At 51.0% G+C, this 24,302-nt stretch carries 17 protein-coding genes; 13 read left to right on the forward strand and 4 right to left on the reverse strand.

The features are described from left to right. The first annotated feature begins 1 nt into the window (after position 1). The 4 genes from HZB31_13335 to HZB31_13350 all read left to right on the forward strand — a co-directional run bounded on the left by HZB31_13335 (position 2) and on the right by HZB31_13350 (position 5,637). On the forward strand, positions 2-346 hold the full coding sequence (locus HZB31_13335) for a response regulator (GenBank protein ID MBI5848902.1): 345 nt from the start codon (positions 2-4) through the stop codon (positions 344-346). Between the two features lie 254 nt (positions 347-600). Continuing rightward, positions 601-2,799: a PAS domain S-box protein gene (locus HZB31_13340; protein ID MBI5848903.1), complete on the forward strand. Its 2,199-nt coding sequence runs from the start codon at positions 601-603 to the stop codon at positions 2,797-2,799. 75 nt (positions 2,800-2,874) lie between these two features. Next, positions 2,875-4,083, forward strand: a complete 1,209-nt coding sequence (locus HZB31_13345; protein ID MBI5848904.1) for a response regulator — start codon at positions 2,875-2,877, stop codon at positions 4,081-4,083. Between the two features lie 33 nt (positions 4,084-4,116). Beyond that, positions 4,117-5,637, forward strand: a complete 1,521-nt coding sequence (locus HZB31_13350; protein ID MBI5848905.1) for a response regulator — start codon at positions 4,117-4,119, stop codon at positions 5,635-5,637. 81 nt (positions 5,638-5,718) lie between these two features. Here HZB31_13350 and HZB31_13355 read toward each other — a convergent pair whose 3' ends face one another. After that, positions 5,719-6,423: a TVP38/TMEM64 family protein gene (locus tag HZB31_13355; protein ID MBI5848906.1), complete on the reverse strand. Its 705-nt coding sequence runs from the start codon at positions 6,421-6,423 to the stop codon at positions 5,719-5,721. A 75-nt stretch (positions 6,424-6,498) separates the two neighbouring features. Beyond that, positions 6,499-7,434, reverse strand: a complete 936-nt coding sequence (gene arsS / locus HZB31_13360) for an arsenosugar biosynthesis radical SAM protein ArsS (protein MBI5848907.1) — start codon at positions 7,432-7,434, stop codon at positions 6,499-6,501. Positions 7,435-7,530: 96 nt separating this feature from the next. On the opposite strand from arsS, the gene HZB31_13365 reads away from it, so the two are divergent. The 5 genes from HZB31_13365 to HZB31_13385 all read left to right on the forward strand — a co-directional run bounded on the left by HZB31_13365 (position 7,531) and on the right by HZB31_13385 (position 11,653). Beyond that, entirely contained in the window at positions 7,531-8,331 is an 801-nt protein-coding gene (locus HZB31_13365; protein ID MBI5848908.1) for a sterol desaturase family protein, read from the forward strand. Further along, complete coding sequence (locus HZB31_13370) at positions 8,328-9,002, forward strand: TIGR04283 family arsenosugar biosynthesis glycosyltransferase (GenBank protein MBI5848909.1); 675 nt, start codon at positions 8,328-8,330, stop codon at positions 9,000-9,002. Before HZB31_13365 ends, HZB31_13370 begins: the two co-directional genes overlap by 4 nt. Then, positions 8,999-9,601 carry a TIGR04282 family arsenosugar biosynthesis glycosyltransferase gene (locus HZB31_13375; protein MBI5848910.1) on the forward strand — a complete coding sequence of 201 codons (603 nt, stop codon included), beginning with the start codon at positions 8,999-9,001 and terminating at the stop codon, positions 9,599-9,601. Before HZB31_13370 ends, HZB31_13375 begins: the two co-directional genes overlap by 4 nt. Positions 9,602-9,732: 131 nt before the next feature. Next, positions 9,733-10,656, forward strand: coding sequence for a phosphate/phosphite/phosphonate ABC transporter substrate-binding protein (gene phnD, locus HZB31_13380; GenBank protein MBI5848911.1), 924 nt, complete (start codon positions 9,733-9,735; stop codon positions 10,654-10,656). 7 nt (positions 10,657-10,663) lie between these two features. Continuing rightward, positions 10,664-11,653 (forward strand): HAMP domain-containing protein, encoded by a 990-nt coding sequence (locus HZB31_13385; protein MBI5848912.1) that lies wholly within the window; start codon positions 10,664-10,666, stop codon positions 11,651-11,653. A gap of 46 nt (positions 11,654-11,699) precedes the next feature. On the opposite strand, the gene HZB31_13390 is transcribed toward HZB31_13385, so the two are convergent. Both HZB31_13390 and HZB31_13395 read right to left on the reverse strand, forming a co-directional pair. After that, complete coding sequence (locus HZB31_13390; protein MBI5848913.1) at positions 11,700-12,821, reverse strand: FAD-dependent oxidoreductase; 1,122 nt, start codon at positions 12,819-12,821, stop codon at positions 11,700-11,702. A gap of 9 nt (positions 12,822-12,830) precedes the next feature. Further along, a complete protein-coding gene (locus tag HZB31_13395; protein ID MBI5848914.1) occupies positions 12,831-13,871 on the reverse strand; it encodes a hypothetical protein in 1,041 nt (346 codons plus the stop codon). 99 nt (positions 13,872-13,970) lie between these two features. On the opposite strand from HZB31_13395, the gene HZB31_13400 reads away from it, so the two are divergent. The 4 genes from HZB31_13400 (at position 13,971) to HZB31_13415 (ending at position 24,215) form a co-directional block, all read left to right on the forward strand. Beyond that, a complete protein-coding gene (locus tag HZB31_13400) occupies positions 13,971-16,715 on the forward strand; it encodes a PAS domain S-box protein (protein ID MBI5848915.1) in 2,745 nt (914 codons plus the stop codon). Positions 16,716-16,738: 23 nt separating this feature from the next. Continuing rightward, positions 16,739-17,419 (forward strand): response regulator, encoded by a 681-nt coding sequence (locus HZB31_13405; GenBank protein MBI5848916.1) that lies wholly within the window; start codon positions 16,739-16,741, stop codon positions 17,417-17,419. Positions 17,420-17,558: 139 nt separating this feature from the next. After that, positions 17,559-21,371 carry a PAS domain S-box protein gene (locus HZB31_13410; GenBank protein MBI5848917.1) on the forward strand — a complete coding sequence of 1,271 codons (3,813 nt, stop codon included), beginning with the start codon at positions 17,559-17,561 and terminating at the stop codon, positions 21,369-21,371. 153 nt (positions 21,372-21,524) lie between these two features. After that, complete coding sequence (locus HZB31_13415; GenBank protein ID MBI5848918.1) at positions 21,525-24,215, forward strand: PAS domain S-box protein; 2,691 nt, start codon at positions 21,525-21,527, stop codon at positions 24,213-24,215. Positions 24,216-24,302: the final 87 nt, after the last annotated feature.

The following is a 24,302-nucleotide window of genomic DNA, read 5'->3' on the forward strand; positions in this document are numbered from 1 at the left end:
TATTGCAAAACCACAAATTCTCTGCCTTGATGATGAACCGAAAAACCTTAAACTCTACGAAGCAATGCTGTTGCCAAATGAGTTTGAAGTTATTAAAGCAGAGAACGGCCCAGAGGCCCTTGAACTGATCAGCAAAGAGAAGATCGACCTCATTTTGCTTGATGTAATGATGCCCGGTATGGACGGCTTTGAGGTCTGCCGGAGCCTAAAGAGCGATCCTGCGACAGCATCAATCCCAATAGTCATCATTACGGCCCTGAGCGACAAGGAGTCGCTGAACCTTGCTCTCCAGGCCGGAACCAGCCTGTTCCTGACAAAACCGATCTGGGTATTGATTTGGCGTTGAGAATCCGTTTTTTCCTCGGCCAGGACCTTTGAGCGACTGCGCTGAGAGAAATCCTGTCTGCCTGTGGCTTGATAGCGCGGACCGATCTTTCCAGGCTTCTTCATGATGTGAGATTGGAGACGTGAAACTTTCTGGGTTGAGGAATAATTGAGATGAGACTGAGAACAAAAATATTTCTGCCTCTGATAATTTCGGGCCTCCTCTTAGCCTTATATATATACGCATTGTGGCTGCCACAATTTCTTGAACGGGCCGTGAATTCGTACCGGGTTTCGCTCAATTCGCATCTCAACAGCGTAGCAGAAGGTCTGGTTCCCCTTCTTCTGAGCAGGCAGCCTGATGCAATCTACGGCAATCTTGACGCCCTGCTTATGAAAAATGAAAACTGGGTTGGCATAGAGCTGTTCGATCCGCAAGGCAGGCTTCTTTATCCTGGGGATCAGGTCACGGTTTCAAAGGGACATACAAACGATGATGTCAGGACCTTTAAGCAGGATATTCGATATCTTGATGCAAATCTCGGCAACCTTGCAGTAAAAGTCTGTTTTACTGAAAAGCTGATGGCAATCAGAAAGCAGCAGGTCATGCTATTCAGTATTCTTGCTCTTGTATCGGCCCTTTTTTTTCTGACAACGGGTCTTATCCTTGAGTTCCTGGTGAGAAAGCCAATCAAACAGTTGCAAAATGCCGCGCGGGAAATAGGCCAGGGAAATCTTAATGTTGCTATCGATATACGATCAAAGGACGAGGTCGGCGAATTGGCAGCATCCTTCAACAGGATGACGTCAGACTTAAAAACGGCGCAGGATTCCCTGCTGAACTACAATGCAATGCTGGAAAAAAAGGTCGAGGAGCGCACTATCGAACTGACGAGGACAACTGATCAGATCTCCTTGATGCTGGACTCTTTACCGATCATCCCCTACACCTGCAGGGCTACTGAAGATTTCTGCGCTACATATATAGGCAAAAGCGTAACTCGCATCAGCGGGTATCAGTCGGACGATTTTATCGTCAATCCCGGCTTTTGGGCGAACAATATCCATCCTGATGACAAACTGAGAGCATTCGAGGTGTTGCCGATATTGCTTGAGAAAGGTGAACATTATCACGAGTATCGCTGGAAAAGTGCGGAGGGAACATATCTCTGGTTTGGAGACACCCTTCGTCTCATAAGAACACCAAACGGGGAACCAGACCACATTGTCGGCACATGGCAGGACATCACCAAGCGCAAGATGACAGAAGAGAAGCTGAAAGAAAGCGAGCAGAAGTATATTTCGCTTGTCGAAACAACAGGCACCGGTTATGTAATTATTGACCACGAAGGCCGGGTTCTTGACGCGAATCAGATATACATCCGGCTCTCAGGACACAATAATTTTGATGAAATATGCGGAAGAAGCGTCGTGGAATGGACTGCAGCCTGTGAAATCGAAAAGAATGAAAAGGCTGTTGCAACATGCATCAAAGATGGCTATATCAGAAATCTTGAAATCGGCTACGTTGACAGTCAAGGCAATGTTACATCGGTTGAGATCAACGCATCGGTATTGATAAAGGATGGAAAGCCACGGATACTGTCACTCTGCCGGGACATCACTGAACGGAAACAGAAGGAAGATGAACTGAGGCAGGCACTTTTAATGGCTGAGTCAGGCATCAAGGCACGGGGGGAGTTTCTTTCGAACATGTCCCATGAGCTGACAACACCGCTGAATTCCATCATCGGCTTTTCGCAAGTCATGTTAGACGACATCAGCGGAGCTTTAAACGAACAACAGCGTGAATATCTGCAGGCAATCCAGCAAGGAGGAGAGAGACTGAATGAAATCTATAGTGAGCTCCTCCAGTTTGCCAGTCTGGAATCAGGCGAACTGAAGGTCATCACGGAAACGTTTCTTCTTAATGACCTTCTCAAATCTTCTCTTCTTCTGTTCAACGAGAAGGCCAATCTGAAAGGAGTGTCCCTTTCGCTCAAGACAGATCTCCCGTCTGAGATCCAGATAGAAGCAGACCGAGGCAAACTATCGCAGGTCATGTTCAGCCTCCTTGATAATGCCGTAAAGTTTACGCCCTCAGGGGGGAGCGTATGGGTACAAGCACTTTTGATTTCTGATGTAGGGGCGATCCGGCAGGTCGCCCAGGAAAAAGGGCGGGGCAGCGCCTCGCCCCTACAAGACAGAGATTTTATCGAAATCTCTGTCGCCGACACCGGTATAGGCATCAAACAGGAAGATATGCCAAGGCTCTTCAAGTCCTTCCAGCAGCTTGAATCGGTCTATACCAAAAAATACAAAGGCACGGGCATCGGTCTCTTGCTGGCCCAAAAGCTAATTGAGCTTCACGGCGGCAGGGTATGGATCGAGAGCGAATCAGGTAAAGGAACTACGGTTACGTTTGTAATACCGATTAAGCAGAATTCAGAATACAGGAGTCAGGAGTCAGAATGAGCGGCAAAAGATATAATGTCTTTATTCTGGATTCTGAATGCCGGCTCCTGAACTCTTATTATGGAGGGGGACAATATGAAAAAAATACTCGTTGTTGAAGATAATCCTACGAACATGCGTCTGATGCGAGACGTGCTTAAGTACCTGGGATATGAGGTTCTTGAGGCGTTAAACGGCAACTGCATTCTCTGCGTCGACGACGAACCGGTAAACCTCAAGCTCCTTGAGGCAATGTTACTTCCAGCGGGGTACGAGGTGATAAAGGCATCTGACGGAGCCGAGGCACTCCAAATGATCAAGGAGAGCTGTGTGGATCTCGTGCTCCTGGATGTGATGATGCCGGAGATAAATGGTTTTGATGCCTGTAAGACGATGAAAGGCGATGAAAGATACGGAAATATCCCAATCATTATGCTCACGGCATTACGTTCAAAAGAAGACAGAATAAAGGGCATTGAGGCCGGCGCGGATGATTTCATTTCAAAGCCTGCGGATAAGGAGGAGCTGCTGCTTAAGTGCAGAAATATGCTCAGGATGAAGCAGTACAGGGATGATCTTGAACAAAAAAACCATGACCTTCAGAAGATTCAGAAGATAAAAGATAGCCTCACTGCCATGATTGTTCACGATCTTAAAGGTCCTCTTATGTGCATCGTGGGCTACTTGCAGATGGCGATGGACCTAAAGCACGGCAGTGATAATAAAGTTGCTGAATACCTGAGTCAGGCAAATATCAGCGCATACTCTCTTTCCAACATGATATCAACCATCCTCGACATCTCACGGATGGAAGAAGGCGCCATGAACATAGTACAAACTTCTTTCAGTGTCGGGGAATTGCTTGGCAGGATAGAGAATATGTTCAGGGCTGCTGTTGAACTGGAAGAGAAGAGTCTTGTTTTAAACAGGAGCAGCAACATTTCATTAACTTCAGATAGCGCGCTTATTGAGAGGATACTCCAGAATCTTGTGACTAATGCCCTGCGTTATACCGCAAGGGGCAAAGGAATTATAACCGTGTCGGTTTATGAAGCTGACGATAACGTCATTTTCACGGTTGAGGATAATGGACTGGGCATTTTGCCGGAGTATCATGAAAAGATATTCGACAAATATATGCAGGTCGAAACAAAAGGGATAGGAGCTGCAAAGGGGCTGGGACTGACATTTTGCAAGATGGCTGTCGAGGCACTCGGCGGCCGGATACGGGTCGAGAGCGAGCATGGGAAGGGAAGCAAATTCAAATTCATGATACCGCTCAATAACGGTGATAAGAATGCCTGAAGGTCGCATTATTTCGATATATGAGGGGATATTATGAATCCCGTAAATCCTGTGATTTTATGCGTTGACGACGAGCCGACAAATCTCAAACTCCTTGAGGCCATGCTGCTGCCGAGGGGGTATGCAGTCATTAAGGCATCTGACGGAACAGAGGCACTCAAGAAGATTAAAGAACATCCCATTGACCTCGTGCTTCTGGATGTAATGATGCCGAATCTTAATGGGTTTGACGTCTGCAGGATGCTCAAGGAGGATTCGCGATACAGAGAGATCCCGGTGGTGATGATAACCGCACTGCAGTCAAAGCAGGACAGAATAGCGAGCATCGAAGCAGGAGCAGAAGATTTCATATCAAAGCCTTTTGATCATACAGAAGTATTGGCACGAATAAGAATGCTTTTGAGGATAAGAGAGCTTCATAGCAGACTCCATCGTGCTTATGCCAATATCAATGACCTCATATTCTTCGGAGAGGAGATGGTAACGTCCTTTGACCCGCTGAATTTTGAGCTGATTTCGAAGATAGACGCCATTGTAGGTCAGATCCTCAGGCGTTCTGACGGGGATGACGATAAGCCGGATTTGGTTATCGTCGGCATCTCGGATGAAACAAACGGACGCCAGTGGTTATTGTACAAAGCTGACGGCAACGCGCAAAAAAGAGTTTCCCTGGACTTTCCCTTAAAGCGCTGTCTTATTGCGCCAGGTGGCGAACCGCAAACAGGCTTTTTAAATCAGGGACAGCTTGAAGCTGCGGACATCGGGCCACTTATCAGCGTGGTCGAGTCAGCGTATACAAAAGTCAGGAATGTGGTCAGTTACCACAGCGAGGAGATATGCATCCATGCGTTTAATTATGGCAGAGAGGTGACTGAATACGATGCTGCGATTTTAAACAGTATTGTCATGCAGAGCCTTTTTCTGAAATCCCTGTCAGATCAGGTCAGCGATACTGACAACGCCTTTGCCTATACAGTCCATGCATTGGCGCGTGCATCTGAGGTCAATGATGAGGATACAGGCAATCACATCCTGAGAGTCGGTGAATACTGCGGCCTCATTGCTGAACATCTCGGCATGCCGGAAAAGTTCGCTGGCATCATTAAACTTCAGGCCCTCATGCATGATGTGGGGAAGTTACATATCCCTTCTGAAATCCTGAAAAAACCGGGCAGACTTACGCAGGAGGAATTCGAACTGGTCAAGCAGCATCCGCTATATGGCGCCAAAATTATCGGCGACCACGTCAGGCTTACCATGGCAAAGGAGATTGCGCTTTCTCACCATGAACGCTGGGATGGAAGCGGCTACCCAAATGGATTACAAGGAAACCAGATACCTTTCACCGGTCGTATCCTGAATATCGCCGATATATACGATGCACTCCGGAACAAGAGGGTATACAAGCCGGCCTTTGACCACGAGACAACATACAGGATAATCACCGAAGGCGATGGCAGGACACTACCTTCACATTTTGACCCCCCCATACTACAGGCCTTCAGGGAGACAGCCTCGCGCTTTGAGGAGATATACGGGAAAATGCAGGAATAATATCATGACAAGGAAAATTTCGAGATATGGGAACTCCCGAAAACAATCAGGAAACATCTCGGCTGAGCGATCTACTGAATATCAGACAGCTTTCTGCCTCTGCCGTTTTTTTCGATACCAGTCAAACAACTTCTTTGTACAGACAGGGAAGAGCCCCAGCAGGGTGAACGAGATGATCAACCCCGGCGAGAGAATGCCACTGAGAGAATCGATCTTGCCGAGTTCCTGGCCGGCGTTGACATAGACGATAGTGCCGGCAAGCATGCCAAGCTGCGATACCCAGTAAAAGGTCCTGAGCGGTATCTTTGTGAGACCCATCAGAAGGTTTATCATAAAGAAAGGAAAGACCGGTATCAGTCGGAGTGTAAAAAGGTAGAAGGCACCCTCCTCCGCAATCCCCCTGTCTATGACAGAGAGCCGGTCTCCGAACTTCTTCTGTACCCAGTCCCGCAGGATATAGCGAGAACCGAAGCAGGCGAGGGTTGCGCCGATGCTGCTTGCAAACGAGATGATTACGGTGCCCCTCCAGAGACCGAAAATGGCTCCGCCTGCAAGGCTCATAACCGTAGCGCCGGGCAGGGAAAGGGCAGTGACAGAGATATACATCGCCATATAGGCGGCAATAACCGCAACGCCATGATCTGCATAGAGTGAAACAAAACGCTGCTGGGATTCCTTCACAAATGCAAGGCTCAGGAGATCACCAAGGACATAGATCCTCAGAACCATTGCCACCGCAATGAGCAGCGCCGCGAGCACCACTTTTCTGACTGCATCGCGGCTCATATCACAGAGCTGACGCCATGACAGGCTCTCGCCTCTTTTGAACAGGCCAACTGCCTGCTATCGAATCGAGCCTGCTCACGTGAATCCTTTGCCGGCAGTGCATGCGAAACAATGATCGCCCACCGCAATAGCGCGCCCGGAGAGAGCGCCAAGGTCAAAGGTGCGTACATGCTGCGGACAGGTTTCATCAAGAGGGATATCCAGCACCTGGTTAAAATCGCAGTCATAGAGCCTGCCATCCCAACCCACACTGATCATGTATCTGCACATGAGCCCTGGCAGGGCATTTGCGTTAAAGGAACATTTTAGGAGATCGTGATACTGCTCTTCCTTGCCTGCCTCCTCAAGGACCTTCGAGAACCTGCCGACAGCCACGTTGGCAAACATGAAAAGATGATCGAAGGATATGCCGTGTTCCTCCATGAGAACCCTTTTGTAGTCTCCTTCGAGCTGAGCCTGCGATGCAGGGAGAAACGCCCCTCCAGGGTTGTACGCCAGATGGAGCCGTTTTGCTGAATTCCCTGTTCCATATCCGATCGCGTTCAGCCGCTTCAGGACTTGAACGCTCCGTCGGAAGGCACCCTTGCCCCGCATGCTGTCCACATTCCCCTCGGTATAGCAGGGCAGGGAACCGGTAATCTCCAGATCATGGCGGCCAAACAGGTCAAAGAGATATTCATAACGCGGGTCAGCGAGCACGGTGAGATTGCTGCGGATAATCACCTGCCTGCCGAGCCTCCTGCTCTCCTCAACCAAAAACATAAAGTTCGGGTTCAGCTCAGGAGCACCGCCGGTGATGTCAAGTATGCTGATCGTAGTATCCCTCAAAACCGAGAGCACCATTTCAGCGGTCTCTCTCTTCATCGCTTCGCTGCGCAGCGGCCCGGCATCGACATGACAGTGGCTGCAGGTCATATTGCAGACATAGCCGAGGTTGATCTGGAGCGTAGATACGGAAACTGCCCTGAGCGGTCCTGACTGGAGTGCACTGACCTTATCCTGAAACCTCATGGCTCTATCTTACCAAGTTCATAACCGAAATAATATCCTGCCATTATCAATTTTTCTGCTACAATTTTTATAATAAGGCTGACTAAGTAACAGACTATGGAACTATCGATAAGAACGATTGCCCTTTTTCGCGGACTGGCCTCATGGGGAGGCTTTTTTGTTTTTCTGTGTTTTGAGTATTTGCGGCCCTATCGCCCCTCATCAGTGCCGAAGACCGAAAGGCTTTTAACCAACATCTCACTCACCATATTAAACAGCGTAGTCCTCAGCCTTCTTTTTGCCACGGCGACGATCAATATCTCTCTTGATGTCTCAGCAAACCATATCGGCATATTGAACAACTTCAATCTGCCTTTCTGGCAGAGGGTTTTTCTGGCGGTCATATTCATGGACTTCGTATTTTACTTCTGGCATATTTTAAATCACCGGCTCCCTATCCTTTGGCGTTTTCACCGCGTGCATCACAGTGATCTGAATATGGATGTGTCAACCGCGAGCCGCTTTCATATCGGTGAACTTGCGCTTTCTTCCGGCATCAAGATCGGCCTGATCTATCTTATCGGTGCAAACGTGGCGAGCGTCATCCTCTTCGAAAGCCTCCTGGGACTGACGGCACAGTTCCAGCACAGCAGCGTCAAAGTTCCGCTATGGTTCGAGAAGTTCTTCTGGCTTTTCTTTGTGCCGCCATCCATGCACCGGATCCATCACTCGGTCGTGATTCCGGAGCGCAATACGAACTACGGTACGATCCTCTCGATCTGGGACCGGATTCTCGGAACTCTGCGGCACGATGTACCCCAGGAAGGGATCGTGATCGGTCTCGGTTCATACCGCACGCCAGAGGGCCTTGGACTACTCAGCCTTCTTCTCATGCCCTTTACCCGTAGCGCGCGATGATCTCCGTAATCATTCCGGTGCTCAATGAAGAGATGCATCTCGCACGCTGCATGGAATCCCTCAGGCAAGAGGCCTTTTCAGGTGAGCTCATTGTCGCCGATGGCGGCAGCACGGACAGGTCAAAAGAGATCGCAGAGAAGTGCCACGGGGTTCAATGGGTGGAATCCGGGAAAGGACGCGGGGTTCAGATGAACGCCGGCAGTGCAGTCGCAGCGGGTGACTTTCTTCTCTTTCTTCATGCTGATACCCTTCTTGAACAGGGTTGGTCAAAAGAGGTCTGTTCTGCTTTTGATGATCCATCCGTCATCGGAGGGGCGTTCAGCTTCAGCATAGATGATCCTTCTCCGAAATATCGGTTTGTTGAAGCATGGGTCAGGATGCGCTGCCGGGTCTTCCGGCTTCCCTACGGCGATCAGGCGATCTTTATCAGAAAGAGCGTCTTTCAGAAACTCGGCGGGTATAAGGAGATACCGCTCATGGAGGATGTTGATATAATCAAACGCATGAAATCAAATGGAGAAATCGCCCTGCTCAGTTGCAGGGCAGTCACGTCAGGACGCAGGTGGATCGGCAAAGGTCTGGTGAAAACCGCGCTCATAAACCAGATTACCATGCTGCTCTATCAGCTTGGCGTCAGCCCAGAACGGCTCGCGAGGTTCTATTACCGATGAACAGGAATGTGTACGGCATTATGATCAAATATCCTGAGCCGGGCCGGGTGAAAACGCGTCTGGCAAGAGATGTCGGCCATAAAAAGGCCGCGGAGATCTATCGGGATATCACTGAGCTGGTCATAATAAACACGTTGCCGGTCGGGCAGAACTATAGACGTATCATTCTTTACGATCCGCCGGAGCGGCTTGGTGACTTCGAACAATGGCTGCCGGGGAATCATTTCGTCCTGCAGCAGGGCAATGACATTGGCGAAAGGATGGACAACGCGATCAGGGAATTGCTGACCCACGGCGCTGAAAGGGCTGTCCTGACCGGGGCCGATATTCCCGGCCTGAACTCGGATGTTATAGCCGGTGCCTTTACCGCACTCGATCATGCGGACCTCGTGATCGGCCCGGCCAAAGACGGCGGATATTATTTGATCGGCATGAAAAAGCCGCATCCGGAGATATTCCTAAATATTACGTGGAGCACGGCAGAAGTTCTTGAGCAGACAGTCGGGGTAATAGAAGAGCTGCACCTGACTGTTGCATACACGCCTGTTCTCGCCGATACGGACAGGGTCGAAGACCTGGCACATTTCCCTCGTCCGTGACAGGCAGTCAGCTATCAAAAGTCAAAGGAGCATATTCATCGATGGGAGCTTCAATAAGTCTAAAGTTTTCACCGGAATTTGTCGAAGTAATAACCAGAGATGCGCGCAGACGCCATAAGGAGGATACCATGATCTTGCCGTCCCTGTTCAGATGTCTTCTTATCTTCGTTATGCTGCAGCTAATCGCCGGCTGTAACCAGAATCCCCCGCAAAAGATCAATCTGGAAAAACGCAAGGCAGTAGTAGCTGAAAAAAAGAATGGCAAGGCAATACGAATTGCGGTAGGGGGTATGATAACCCCGCGTGAGGGTTTTGCCTATTACCGGCAGTTTCTTGATTACATAGGCGAAAAGATGGAAAAACCGGTCGAATTTGTGGACCGCGAAGATTATGCCGAGATCAACAAACTGGTCGCAACTGGGCAGGTTGATCTGGCCTTTGTCTGCGGCGGCCCCTATGTGGACGGCAAGAAAGAGTTTGATATGGAACTCCTTGCTGCGCCGGTCGCCTACGGTGAAACGGTTTACTACTCGTATATCATCGTCAACAGGAACAGTCCTTTTCAGCAGCTGAACGATCTCAGGGGGAAACGCTTTGCCTTTACCGACCCGCTCTCCAATTCGGGAAAACTGGTGCCGACATACATGCTTGCAAAGATGCAGGAAACACCTGATTCTTTCTTCGGCAAATATTCCTATCTCGGCTCCCATGACAAGGCAATTCAGGCCGTTGCCGAGGGAGTGGTCGATGGCGCTGCCGTTGACAGTCTTATCTGGGAATATGCAAACAGGACGTCACCCAAATTCACGTCAAAGACGCGGATCATCCTGAAATCGCCGCCGTATGGGATACCTCCGGTTGTCGTTCCAAAAGGACTGAACGCCGGGCTTAAAGAGCAGCTCCGCAAGATTTTTCTTGAATCCCATACCGATCCGAAGGGGGCCGAAATTCTCAGGAAGATGCATATCGACCGCTTTGTCACCATCGAGGATAAGGCCTATGATTCAATCCGGGAGATGAAGGTCTGGATTGATAAACAAAAAGGGGTGAAATAGCCTCATAATGAAAATCCGTCTCACGATACGATCAAAACTGCTTATCGCTGTCTTCGGCATTCTTATCGTTTCGGGGGCAATACTGCTTGCGTTCAATATGACCTCGGTCTACCATAAACTTGAAGCACGGCTTCAGCTTCGCGGCGTCACCATTGCAAACCTGATGGCGCCTGAGGTTATCAACCGGGTTCTTACCGAAAATTTCCTTGCTCTTGAGCTGATGCTCAAGGACCGTCTCGGTGACGAACAGGATATCGAATATGCCTTTGTCAGCAATAAGAGCGGCAGTGTTATTGCCCATACCTTTGAGAATGGATTTCCTACAGAGTTGAAGGGTATAAATCCGGTTCCGGCCGGAAAGAACTATGCCACTATGCGTTTCTCGACAGGGAAGTCTTCGCTCATTGATATCTCCATTCCGCTTCTCAGGGGAGAGATCGGACAGCTCCATATCGGCCTCTCGGAAACATCAATACAGAAGGAGACGAGAAGTATTATCTGGTCGATCACCTGGCTGATCTCGGCAACCATGGTCCTTGCAGGAGTCGTCTTCACGGTCCTTGCACGTATCATCACAAAACCTCTGTTAGGGCTCGCAAAGACTGCTGAACAGGCATCGCAGGGCAATTTTAACCTCAATTTTGACTCATCTTCAGATGATGAAATCGGGCATCTTGCCCGCACGTTCAATACTATGATAGCTGCCCGTAAGCAGATAGAGGACGAAAGGGAATTAATAATCACCCAACTGCAAACAGCTCTGAAGGAGATTAAAACACTGAGCGGCCTCTTGCCGGTCTGTGCGTGGTGCAAAAAGATCCGCGATGACAAGGGCTACTGGAAAATGCTCGATGTCTATGTGTCTGAGCATTCAGACGCAGAATTCTCCCATGGCATCTGTCCCGAATGCCTTAAAAAGGTGAGCCCCGAAACGTATGAACGACTTGAAGACGAGAAGAAATGCGCCGAGGACTCTTCAATACATGAATGCGACTGATGATTACTGCATCATGAATAGCCGGCGCTGATAGGGCGTTCCATTCCTATTCAAGCTGCTCTCCCGATACCTGAAACGTCCGCATGAACCTTCGGTCAATGTAGTCCTTCAGAAGAAAGGGAATTCTGCCATGCCAGACGAACTTCCCGCGCCAGAGTACCCCTCTGCCGTTTCCAAGATTAAAGATAAGCATATACTGCTGCTGCGGTATGAACGTCTCCAACTCGCCGCCTTCAAGGGATGCCATAAGATTGTTGAAGAGGACCATATTCTCCCGGACCGCATAGACACCCACCTTTGCCAGTTTGTGACCTTCAAGACTGATACAATCGCCGCCGCCGAATATCCCGGGATACGCAATACTCTGAAGATGGCTGTTCACCAGGAGGCCGTTGTCAGGACCGACCGGCAACCCGGAATCCCTGAAGAGTGCTGACGGCCTTACCCCCGTGGCGATCAGGGCAATATCAAAGCCCTGGGAAGTGTTGTCATCGAAAACCACCCTATCCTCTTCGACAGCCTTTACACGCCTGCCCTCCATTACGCTGATACCCCTTGCAAGAAATGATTCCCTTGCAAGCCTTCGCACACGATCCGGAAGGGCATGAAGCATCCTGCTTCCGGCAACGAGGGTAATCTCAGCCTTACCGTCCAGACCCCGTAGCAGCCGCCATACATTGCCTGTGATTTCAACCCCGGCAGGGCCGCCGCCAACAACCGTGATGCGAAGGGTCTTTTGACCTGCACCCGCTTCGATCTCCTTCTTCGCCTTAAGCAGATTACCAATAGGTTTGACCGTGAAGATACGGGCTGAAGGGCCTGCAGTCGATGACAATGAAACCTCACTGCCTGTATTGAAAGAGACCACATCATAGCCAATACTCGTTCCCGAAACCAGAGAAAGCGACTTCGTCTGGGGCTGTATGCCGGATACCCTGTCTTCCATAAAGACTCCGCCGCGGTCTTCGGTCATTTTTTTTATGTTAAAGCGTATCTCCTGCGGCCGGTATATGCCGGACAACATGCCCGGCCCCATACCTGAATAGTATTGATATGCCGAAGAACTGATTACGGTTACCCTGTGGCCCCGATCAACGTAATCCCTTAGTTTGAAAAGAGCGGTCAGATGCGCATGGCCGCCGCCGACAAAAACAAGATCTTTTTTCATGCTGATATTTTACCGTTTTTCGCAGCCCGATACATCAATATGCTCTGCACAGGAGAGGAACTCCTGCACTCTTTGCAGGTCGGTGTCGGGAGGCGGATCGCAGGACGGCATCAGGATATAGCGGTACAGCGGATCGGATATGCCTGCAACGCATTGCGCAACCGCGCGGCAGATACTGTCCTGCCCCCCTCCGTAAATGGTATTGATCACATCTACATTTCCTGCAGTCACAAGACAATCGCGATAAAGACGGTACACATCGCCGATCGGGACTCCCGCATCGACTGTTATACAGTCCGCCCCGGACTCCGGATAGAGCGCAATCTGCTGACTGATATTGCCGCACTGATGAAGAAAACAGCCGGCACCGCGGGCCCTGACCAGCTCAAAGAGTTTTTTTTCATACGGAATAACAGCCTCCCGGTAAAGATCCTCCGATATGAGCGAAACAGCGCCGTCAGGGACCGAAATACCGTCAATGAGACCCCGATCGATAAGAGGCTCATAGAGTGCAAATGAAAGACGGACGCCCAGGTCGCAGACCTCCATGACAAACGCCCTGTCGCTCAGCACTTTTTCCTGCAACAGATGCCAGTCGCAGAGGATCATGGCCCAGGTAAAGGGTCCCCATGAGGTAGCGCAGATGTACCGGTCAGGAAGCCTGGACCGCAGACCTCCGATCATCTCCACCAAAGCAAGGCTGTGGGGCGAGTGGGCAATATCGATGTCGGCAAAGTATCTGGCGTCTTCAACACTCTGGATGAGGGGAAACGACAGAAGCGGGGCCTGCTCCCCACGGAAGGCCAGATGGCCTCCGATCGCTTCGGCAGGAAAGGAGTTCAGGCCGGAGCCTGCAAAGACAATATCCGTCTTCAGGTCCCCAAAAACAGCGGCAAGTCCTTCGGCAAACGCATCAGGCGCCTTAACAATGTCTTCGATCCGCAGCCCTGCCTGGCGGTACGACCAGAGTCCTCCACCAAACAGGGCAGAGCATATGCGGTCACTTCGTTCACCCTGAAGGATTGTTTTTGTCCGGTTTCGGCCGTCCATTCTGTATCGTAACGTCACGGTCTAAAAATTGCAAAAGGATGTATGAAACGAATGACGATATTTGTCATTTGCAAAATCGTAGCGTAAAATGAGAATGACATGGATGAATTACAGAAAGATCGATCGGGCGCCCTGACTGAAGATGCGCTTAAAATACGTGAAGAGCAATTGAGAGACGCTCAAAGGCTGGCAAAGATCGGAAGCTGGCGGTATGACGTTTCAAGCGAAAGCCTCTGGTGGTCTGATGAACTCTACCGGATGTTTGACCTGCGCAGCGAGGACGGCCCGGTCACTATGGAACGTTTTTTAGGCCGGGTCCATCCTGAGGACAGGGAGGAGCTGAAAAAACAGATTGAATCCGGCCTGCCCTACCGGTCCGATTACCGCATCCTCCTGCCTGACGGCTCGGTTAAATACGTTCACGAGGAGGTCAGGGTTCATTCTGACCGTGACGCAAAGCCGATCGCTTATACGGGAACTGCACAGGATGTCACCGACCGCAGGAAGACAGAGGATCAACTCAACCATTCTCTGTCCCTTCTGACTGCGGCTCTCGAATCGACAGCTGACGGGATCCTCATTGTAAACAGGGATGGCAAAATTGTCGGCTTCAACGAACAGTTCGCCAGACTGTGGAAGATCCCCAAGACGGTCCTCGACCCGCATGACGACCAGAAGGCCCTGGATTTTGTACTCGATCAATTGAAATATCCGGACAAGTTCGTCGCCAAGGTAAAGGCCTTGTACGCTACACCTGAAGCAAATAGTTTTGATATTTTGGAATTTAAGGATGGCCGCACCTTTGAACGATATTCACAACCACAGAAAATCAATGGCTGTCCGGTCGGCAGGGTGTGGAGTTTCCGCGATATTACTCAGCAGAGAAGGACAGAGGAGAAGCTTTTAAAGAGCGAAGAGCGTTTTCGGTTAGCCATGCAGGGCGCAAACGACGGGTTATGGGATTGGAATCTGCTGACCGACGAAGTGTACTATTCTCCCCGCTGGAAATCGATGCTCGGCTATGCAGAGGACGAGCTTGATAATACCCTTGACACCTGGAAGCGGCTGGTCAGCCCTGTTGATCAGGATACCACCCTTGCGCTGGTTGGTGAAGTCGTTGAAGGTCATATGGACAAGTTTGAGGTCGAGTTTCGCATGCAGCATAAGGGCGGCCACTATCTTGATATCCTGTCCCGTGCCATCCTTGTACGTGACGATGGCGGCAAACCCGTCCGTCTGATCGGAACACATGTTGACATTACCAGGCGCAAAAAGACCGAGGCAGCCCTGCGTGAGAGCGAACGACGGTACAGGATCTTTTTCGACCAATCGCCTGATGGCGTCTTACTGATGAACGCAAAGGGTGAAATAGTCAGTTTCAACGATGCGGTTTGCGAGCAGCTGGGATACACCCGTGAGGAATTTTCCACGCTGCAGATAGCGGACATCGACCCTGTAGAAAGCCAGGCCGACATCAGTTTACGTTTTGAGAAAGTTTTCAGGGACGGAAAAGACCGATTTGAAGTGAAGCATAGAACAAAACAGGGTGATATACGGGACGTATTTGTCATAATCCAGACTTTGGAGTTGTCCGGTCAAATGTTCTTCCACACTATCTGGCAGGACATCACGGACCGCAGGCGGGCGGTAGATGCCCTGCGGGCGAGCGAGCGAATGCTCCAAACGATCATTGACACCGAGCCGGAATGCGTGAAGCTGCTCGACAAGGATGCCAACCTCATCATGATGAACCGGGCGGGCCTTGAGATGATAGAGGCCGACTCATTAGAACAGGTAAAAGGTCAAAGCGTCTCCCCCCTGATCACGGCCGAATACCGGCAGCCGTTCATGGATCTGACCAGGCGAGTCTTTCAGGGAGAGGCCGGAAAGCTTCTGTTTGAGATCACAGGTCTGAAGGGCCGTCACCTCTGGATGGAAACCCATGCCGTGCCTCTGTTGAACGATAGCAATGAGATCTTTGCTGCGCTGGGCGTAACGCGCGATGTTACTGCCCGGAAAGCGGCAGAGGAGAAGATCAGCCGGAGCGAGCAGTTCATCAGGAGCATCCTCGACACCGTGGACGAAGGGTTCATCGTCCTCGACCGGGACTACCGTATACTTACGGCCAACAAGGCCTATTGCAGTCAGGTGGGCGGATGCGACGAGAAGATTATCGGCAGACACTGTTACGAGATATCGCATAAAACTGAACGTCCCTGCTTCGAAGAGGGCGAAGAATGTGCAGCACGCCATGCATTTGAAAAAGGAATACCCCACACAGCCCTGCACCGCCACAAAGATGCCGGCGGCAATATCCTCTACGTGGAGACCAAGGCCTTTCCGATCAAAGACACAGAAGGCAACGTCACCTCTGTCATTGAGGTAATCAACAACATCACTGAAAAATACCTGCTTGAAGAAGAGCGGCTCAGGACCCAGAAGCTCGAATCGATCGGCACGCTTGCCGGCGGCATAGCCCATGACTGTAATAATCTGCTTCAGGGTGTGTTTGGGTATATCTCGATGGCAAAGATCACCCATGATCAGAAGGAAAAGTCACTTGCCATGCTCGATCAGGCAGAAGAAGCCCTTCATTTGTCGGTCAATCTCACGACCCAGCTGCTTACGTTTTCCAAGGGCGGCAAGCCGCTGAAGAAGCTGATCAGGATCGCGCCGGTAATTGAAAATGCGGTGAAGTTCGCTCTGAGCGGTTCCCATACAGACTTTCGGCTGGACATACTTTCCGATCTTTGGACAGTGGAGGCGGATGCAGGGCAGCTTGCGCAGGTGATACAGAACATTGTGCTCAATGCCAATGAGGCAATGGCAGGCAGTGCACGATAACGATCGCAATCAGCAATGTTGAGATGCCCTCAAGGGCCAACCTGCTGCTGCCTGATGGAGGGCAGTTTGTGCGGATAGCTATCGAGGACACCGGCACAGGCATACCAGAGCCGAACCTGGCAAAGATCTTCGATCCTTACTTTACGACCAAGCAGAAAGGCAGCGGCCTGGGGCTGGCGACATCGTATTCGATCATAAAGAACCACGGTGGAGTTATTGAGGTAAAATCAGAGGTGAACCGGGGCACCACCTTCACCATTTATCTTCCGGCGTCCAGGGGCACAGAGATTGGAACGGCAGCGGCCACTACAGCAGCTGCGGGGACAAGGAAGGGCAGGGTACTGCTGATGGACGACGAAGAGCTGGTGCGAAATGTTGCAAGGGAGATGATCGCAGCCCTTGGCCATGAGGTGGAAGGGGCAGAAGACGGTATGAGGGCGATAGAGCTGTTCCGGCAGGCGAGGGATGCCGGCAGACCCTTTGATCTGGTGATCCTGGATCTTACGGTAAAGGGCGGGATGGGAGGAGAAGAGGCGATCGCAAAGATCCGGGAGATTGCCCCTGAGGTCAAGGCAGTTGTATCGAGCGGATATGCAGACAGTCCTATCGTAGCCGACTTTCCTGCCTATGGTTTTTCAGCGGTTCTGAACAAACCCTACAGGATTGATTCCCTGAAGAACTGCCTGGACCCATTCTTTTCGTAGTCTGCAGTCTTGTCAGCGCGCAGGTATCTCCAACCTCATCATATTCAGAGGAACGGATCCCAATGTTCCTGCTGCAGGCGCAACTCGCTGTCATAAATTTGATTTGTCATTCGCCTTGTCATAACGTAAAATTAGAGGCATGGACGATAGACAAAAAGACCCTGAAGGCCTCCGGAAAACCGAGAAATTATCTTTTGACGGAACAGCCATGTACCGCGCGCTCTTCGATAGTTCACGGGATGCTGTCGGGGTGTCAAAAGCCGGAATTCATCTGCTGGTGAATAATGCATATCTTGATCTGTTCGGTTTTCCCCGGGATTACGATATCACCGGCAGACCGGTCCTGGACCTGATCGCTCCGGCCAGCCGTGCTCAAATCAGCGATTACATCCGTCGCCGCTCTCATGGCGAAACGGTCACCTCTCTTTATGAGACGCGAGGGCTGCGGGCAGACGGCACAGAGTTCGATATGGAGGTGAGCGTTTCGCTCTACCCGGAACATGGTGAAAACCACACGCTGGTAATCCTCAGGGATATCTCGGAGCGCACGAAGGCTGCAGAAGAAATTGCCGAACGTGAGGCCATGTTGAGACAGATTATGGACACGGCAAGTGTCGCGATCTTTCTCATAGACAAGACCGGCCATATCACAACTGCCAATAACCGCATGGCAGACATGTTCGGCTGCCCGATGGAAGAGCTTATCGGAAGCGAATATGTTGATCATGTTCATCCGCTTGAGCGCGAGATTGGCAGGCAGAAAATGCTGGCGTTGCTGGCGAGCAAAATACCGTCCGTTGATCTCGAACGCCTTTACCTGAAAAAGGATGGGGCCGAGTTCTGGGGACACCTTGCAGGCAGGCGTTTTCATGATGTCCGGGGCAATGAACTCGGCCTGATCGGCGTCATAACTGACATCACTATGCGCAAGATGACGGAAACCGCGCTGCGAGAGAGCGAAGCGACAGCACGCACGCTTCTGGATATTCCTGTGGCGGCAGCGTTCCTGCTTGACCGGGATGGAAAATGCCTTGATGCAAACGAAACATTCGCCCAGCGGTTCGGCAAAACGCGGACGGATGTCATCGGGCTCGTCGTCTGGGACCTTTTCCCTCCTGAGGTTGCAGAGAGACGAAGGGCACATTTTGAGCAGGTCCTGAAAGATAAGAAGATGGTCCGTTACGAAGATGAACGCGGGGGCAGATGGAACGATTCGCTCATTGCGCCAATCCTCGACAGCAGCGGAGAGGTCTCGAGGATTGCGGTTGTAGGCTTTGATATAACCGAGCGAAAACAGTCGGAATTGGCATTGCAAAAGAGTGAAGCAAAATACCGGCGGCTCTATAATGAAACTCCCATCCTGCTGCATTCCATAGACCGCAACGGGGTCGTGGTCGAGGCCAATGATTACTGGTTCAAAATCATGGGATATGAACGGAACGAGGTCATCGGCAAAAAAGTGACCGACTTCTATACGGATGCATCGAAAAAATATGCCCTTGAGATTGTTCAGCCCGCATTCTTTCGCGACGGCGTGGTCAAAGATGTGTCGTATCAGTTCGTCAAGAAAAACGGGGATGTGGTTGATGTGCTTCTTTCGGCCACGGGCGAACGGGATGCTGCCGGAAGCGTTGTCCACTCACAGGCGGTTATCCAGGATATTACCGACCGAAAGCGGATTGAGCTGACCCTGCAGAAGAGTGAGCATATGCTCCAGACGATTATCGACACGGAACCGGACTGCATCAAGGTCATCGATGAGGAGTCGAGGCTTATTTTGATGAACCGTGCCGGCCTCAACATGATTCAGGCAGACTCACTGGAACAGGTCAAAGGACAATTCGTCTGTCCTCTTGTCGCTCCTGATCACCGGCAAGAATTTATGGATCTCACCAAAGAGGTCTTCCAGGGGAGGTCAGGCAGCCTGGAATTTCAAATGGTCGGCATGCTGGGTCGACAGCTGTGGCTTGAGACCCATGCGGTCCCCCTGCGCAACGAAAACGATGAGATTATCGCACTGCTCGGCGTGACCCGCGACATCACGGCACGTAAACAGACTGAGGAAACCCTGATAGAGAGCGAAAAAAGGTTCAAAACGCTCATTGAACAGGCTGGCGACGGGTTTGAACTGCTGAGTGATGAGGGACGGTTTGTTGACGTAAACAGTGCCTCCTGCAGACAGCTGGGGTATTCCCGGGAAGAACTGCTCGGCATGAAAATATTCGATATCGATCCGAAGCTCGATAGTGCCAGATTCACCATGACGTTACAATCGATGGAGGTGGGTAGTCCGATATCGTTTGAGTCCGCACACAGGCGAAAAGACGGCACTGAGTTCCCTGTTGAAATAACAACTTCGCTCATCGTGCTGGCCGGGGGAGGGAAGCATGCCCTTGCGCTCGTGAGAGACATCACCGAGCGCAAGCAGGCTGATGTTGCGCTGCGCGCAAGCGAAGAACGCTTCAGAGCGATAACCATGACCGCCTCCGATGCGATCATGGTTATGGATGATCTGGGGAAAATCGTTAATTGGAACCCTGCGGCTGAGCGGATCTTCGGGTACTCCTCTGAGGAGGCTGTAGGCAGAGATCTCCACGCTTTCCTCGCCCCTCCGAGACTGCAGCAAGCCTATCGAAAAGGATTTTCTCATTTTGTCGCTACCGGAGAGGGCCCGGTGATCAACAGGTCAGTTGAGATGGATGCGATAAAAAAGGATGGGACAGAGTTCCCCATCGAGGTCTCTACCTCGGCAATGAACATCGGAGGGAAATGGCATGCGCTGGCGATCATCAGGGACATCTCGGAGAGAAAGAGACTGGAGCAGGAGCTGATCAAGACCCAGAAACTCGAGTCTGTCGGCACACTGGCAGGAGGTATTGCCCATGACTTCAACAATCTGCTTCAGGGGATCTTCGGCTATATATCCCTGGCAAAGATGTCCATTGAGCAGAAAGACAAGGCACTGGCCATGCTTGAAGAGGCCGAGAAGGCGCTGCATCAATCCGTAAATCTTACAACGCAGCTCCTCACCTTCTCAAAAGGCGGCAAGCCGGTAAAGAAGGTTTTCAACCTGCACCCGGTGCTCGAAAATGCCATACGATTCTCTCTCAGCGGATCGAGCGTTGACCACATTCTCCTGGTCGATGACGACATCCGGCCGGTCGATGGAGATGAGGGGCAGATATCCCAGGTAATCCAGAACATTGTGCTGAATGCCGAACAGTCCATGGCGCTTGGAGGCCGGATAACAATAGCCGTACGCAATGCGCATCGGTCGGACATCCCCCCGCTGATTAACAGCGAGTATGGAGATTTTGTTGCCATAGCGGTTCAGGACCCGGGTATCGGCATCCCGCCGGAACATATCGGCCGAATTTTCGATCCGTATTTCACCACAAAGAAACAGGGCAGCGGTCTCGGTCTTGCGACTTCATATTCTATTATCAGAAATCATGGCGGCACGATACAGGTCTCCTCGGAGCTCGGAAAAGGTTCTACCTTTACCATATATATTCCGGCCTCCGCCGCCGCCTCTGCGGAAAAGGCTTCGCAATTCCCGGTGCAGGCTGATATTCGGAAAGGTCGGATACTGGTTATGGACGATGAAAAGATGGTGAGGGAAGTGGCCGGGGCACTCATCTCTTCGCTCGGTCATGAGGTAGCGTTTGCCGAACATGGCGAGGCGGCAATCAGACAGTACCGCGAAGCAATGGCCGGGGGCAGACCATTTGATATGGTGATTCTCGATCTGACGATCAAGGGCGGTATGGGAGGACACGAGACCGTGCAGAAACTGCGGGAAATCGACCCGGAGGTAACGGCAGTGGTTTCAAGCGGGTACTCTGATGATGCGAGCATGTCTGACTGCCAGTCGAAGGGCTTTAAGGCATTTCTAAAAAAACCATACAAGGTAGAGAGCCTGAACAGACTGCTGAGGGATTTCATTAAGTAGGGGTACATCGTTCAGCTCTTATCGTAGCTGCATTTTTTAGACTCCGGAAACTACAAATCACGGTTGCGGCATTATCCAAAAGGTGATACGATGTTTTTACATCTGATTGACAATCTGGGCTGAGGAAGGGGACATCCCGGCCTTATCATAAGAATGACCAAAGAGCAGTATATTAATTCACGCTACGAAGACTATCTTCACTATTGGACAAGCATCGGACTTGGTTTCGGGCCGATCATCGTTTTGTCCCTCATACCGCTCGATTATCTTGCAACCCCGGGCAATTTTACTGCCTTCCTTACCTATCGTCTCTGCACGGCGGCATTTCTCTTTATGCTGTACCTTCTCAACCGGCGGACTTCGACCAGGAGGCGCATGAATTTTTTTGTCATCGTGGCGGCAGTCGCTGTTTCAACCATGCTTGCCCTGATGATCGCACGCTTCGGCGGTCACCAGTCACCCTATGCAGCGGGCTTCATTCTGGTCGGTGTTTTTGTGAGCGGCATCATTCCCCTGTACTTCGGAATATGTCTCATCTCGTCACTGATCGTATATTCATGTTATTTGATACCGATCCTGCTGTATGACTCTATAATAAATGTTCCCTACTTTGCGTCAGAGAGCATTCTCATATTCGCCTGCATAAGCGCCATGCTGATCATACGATATTTTGCCAACAGGAGGCTCTTGCACGAGTTTGAACTCCAGTTTGACGTCGAGCAGTATAAGGCAGGTCTTGAAGATCAGATCAGGGACCGCACGCATCAATTGTCTCTTACGATCATGCATCTTGAGCAGGAGGTGCATGACCGCGAAAAAGCCGAGGAGAAGCTGATCGAAAGCCAGGAGATCTTTCGCCACATTGCGGACGATGCCCCTCTTGCCATTTCCATGATCACGAAAGAGGGCGCAATCGAGTATGTGAACGCGAAACATGCCGAGATTATGGGTTATGCACAGGAGGATATCCCTACCCTTGAGCGTTGGTGGTCTCTGGCATATCCTGATGCTGAGGTTCGCCAGAGCGTTGCGCGCCAATGGCAGAACATGACCGACCGTCTTTTTCGCGGAGAGTGGATGCCAAATGTGGAGCGGCAGATCGTCTGCAAAGACGGAAGCGTCAAGGAACTTGAACTCAGGTTTGCCAGGGCAGCCGACAAGATCATCGTCGCTTTTGACGATATCACCGAACGCCGCCGGGTTGATGACCTCATTCGTCAGGCAAAGGACGACTGGGAAGACACCTTCAATACGATCAACGACGCCATCACCATACATGACAGGAATTTCAATATCATTCGCACAAACCGGGCCGCAGAACGTCTGCTCGGAAAGAGCGCCGCGGAAATTGTCGGTTCGAAATGTTTCAGATCATACCACGGAACTGACGTGGCACCCGACGCCTGCCCCAGCTGCCTCACCCTTCAAAACGGCACTCCTTCCGTCATTGAGCTGTTCGAGCCGTATCTGAACAAGTATCTTGAGATTAAGGCGCTCCCCCGCGCTGACAGATCCGGAGCATTGATCGGCGTGATCCATATCGTGCGGGACATAACGGAAAGAAAAAAAGCAGAACAGGCCCTGTCTGAGCAGCAGGACTTCGCCTCCAACCTTATTGACAACCTGACTGTAGCCACCTTTGTTCTGGACAGCGGCCATACCATAATGCTCTGGAATAAGGCATGTGAAGAGCTTACCGGCTGCAGCGCAGCAGAGATGATCGGGACGGATAACCAATGGAAACCGTTTTACGCGGAACAGAGACCTACAGTCGCTGATATTATTATCGACAACAGGGCAGACGATCTTGCTGAACTGTACCAGCATTATTCCCGTTCGAAACTGAACCCCCTCGCGATCAAGGCGGAGGGCTGGTATAAAAACCTGGGCGGCAAAGACCGCTACATCGCATTTGAGGCTTCACCGATCTTTAATAACAGCGGAAGACTGATTGCGTCTATCGAAACACTGCAGGATATTACCGAAGAAAAACGGCTGGAGGAGCAGCTCCTTCAGGCACAGAAAATAGAGGCGATCGGGCAGCTTGCAGGCGGCGTAGCTCATGACTTTAACAATATCCTTACGGCCATTGTAGGCTATGCCCATTTGACACTGATGAAGATGCCGCAGGACGAACCGCTCAGAATCAATCTGGAGCAGATACTTCAGGCTTCGGACAAGGCCACTGCCCTTACCCAGAGCCTTCTGGCCTTCAGCAGAAAACAGATCATTAACCCCAAGCCGGTTAACCTGAACGAAATTGTAAAAAAACTCGAAAAACTCCTGATAAGACTTATCCGGGAAGATATTCATATTACGACAATCTATGCACCGGAGGGTTTGACCGTCTTTGCTGATGCCGGCCAGATCGAGCAGGTGCTTATGAATCTTGTTACGAATGCCCGGGATGCCATGCCGACAGGCGGACGGATTGAGATCAAAACCGAGGCAGTACTCATGGACAGCAAGTTCATTGATGACCACGGATACGGCAAAACCGGAAGGTATGGTCTTCTGTCTGTTTCTGACACGGGTGACGGCATGGATGCAAAGACCCGCGAGAAGATTTTTGAGCCCTTTTTCACGACCAAGGAGCAGGGCAGAGGCACTGGCCTTGGACTCGCAATGGTCTACGGCATCATCAGGCAGCATGAAGGATTTATCGACGTTTATAGCGAGCCCGGCAGGGGTACTGCCTTTATGATACATCTGCCGCTGTCAGCAGGCAGCGCTGAGACCGGGGAGATCGCGGAGGAATCCGTCACGATCACAGGGGGAACAGAAACAATCCTTCTGGCTGAGGATGACAGCAGCCCCAATTCATATTCGAATTCTTCAAGGTGATATTTTTTCGGTTGCTTGAGAATTTCCACTAGGACCCGACGGTCAAACTTCCCCTGCATGTCGCGCCAATCAGAAGTCTTAGAGATG

The sequence above is a fragment of the Nitrospirota bacterium genome, assembly GCA_016235245.1.
Taxonomy (GTDB): Bacteria; Nitrospirota; Thermodesulfovibrionia; order Thermodesulfovibrionales; family UBA6898; genus UBA6898.

Excerpts from the sequence above, each read along its gene's own strand:
- HZB31_13345 (MBI5848904.1), top strand. The coding sequence starts at position 2,875 with ATGAAAAAAATACTCGTTGTTGAAGATAATCCTACGAACATGCGTCTG.
- HZB31_13350 (MBI5848905.1), top strand. The coding sequence starts at position 4,117 with ATGAATCCCGTAAATCCTGTGATTTTATGCGTTGACGACGAGCCGACA.
- HZB31_13355 (MBI5848906.1), bottom strand. The coding sequence starts at position 6,423 with ATGAGCCGCGATGCAGTCAGAAAAGTGGTGCTCGCGGCGCTGCTCATT.
- arsS (MBI5848907.1), bottom strand. The coding sequence starts at position 7,434 with ATGAGGTTTCAGGATAAGGTCAGTGCACTCCAGTCAGGACCGCTCAGG.
- HZB31_13365 (MBI5848908.1), top strand. The coding sequence starts at position 7,531 with ATGGAACTATCGATAAGAACGATTGCCCTTTTTCGCGGACTGGCCTCA.
- HZB31_13370 (MBI5848909.1), top strand. The coding sequence starts at position 8,328 with ATGATCTCCGTAATCATTCCGGTGCTCAATGAAGAGATGCATCTCGCA.
- HZB31_13375 (MBI5848910.1), top strand. The coding sequence starts at position 8,999 with ATGAACAGGAATGTGTACGGCATTATGATCAAATATCCTGAGCCGGGC.
- HZB31_13385 (MBI5848912.1), top strand. The coding sequence starts at position 10,664 with ATGAAAATCCGTCTCACGATACGATCAAAACTGCTTATCGCTGTCTTC.
- HZB31_13390 (MBI5848913.1), bottom strand. The coding sequence starts at position 12,821 with ATGAAAAAAGATCTTGTTTTTGTCGGCGGCGGCCATGCGCATCTGACC.
- HZB31_13395 (MBI5848914.1), bottom strand. The coding sequence starts at position 13,871 with ATGGACGGCCGAAACCGGACAAAAACAATCCTTCAGGGTGAACGAAGT.
- HZB31_13400 (MBI5848915.1), top strand. The coding sequence starts at position 13,971 with ATGGATGAATTACAGAAAGATCGATCGGGCGCCCTGACTGAAGATGCG.
- HZB31_13405 (MBI5848916.1), top strand. The coding sequence starts at position 16,739 with ATGCCCTCAAGGGCCAACCTGCTGCTGCCTGATGGAGGGCAGTTTGTG.
- HZB31_13410 (MBI5848917.1), top strand. The coding sequence starts at position 17,559 with ATGGACGATAGACAAAAAGACCCTGAAGGCCTCCGGAAAACCGAGAAA.
- HZB31_13415 (MBI5848918.1), top strand. The coding sequence starts at position 21,525 with ATGACCAAAGAGCAGTATATTAATTCACGCTACGAAGACTATCTTCAC.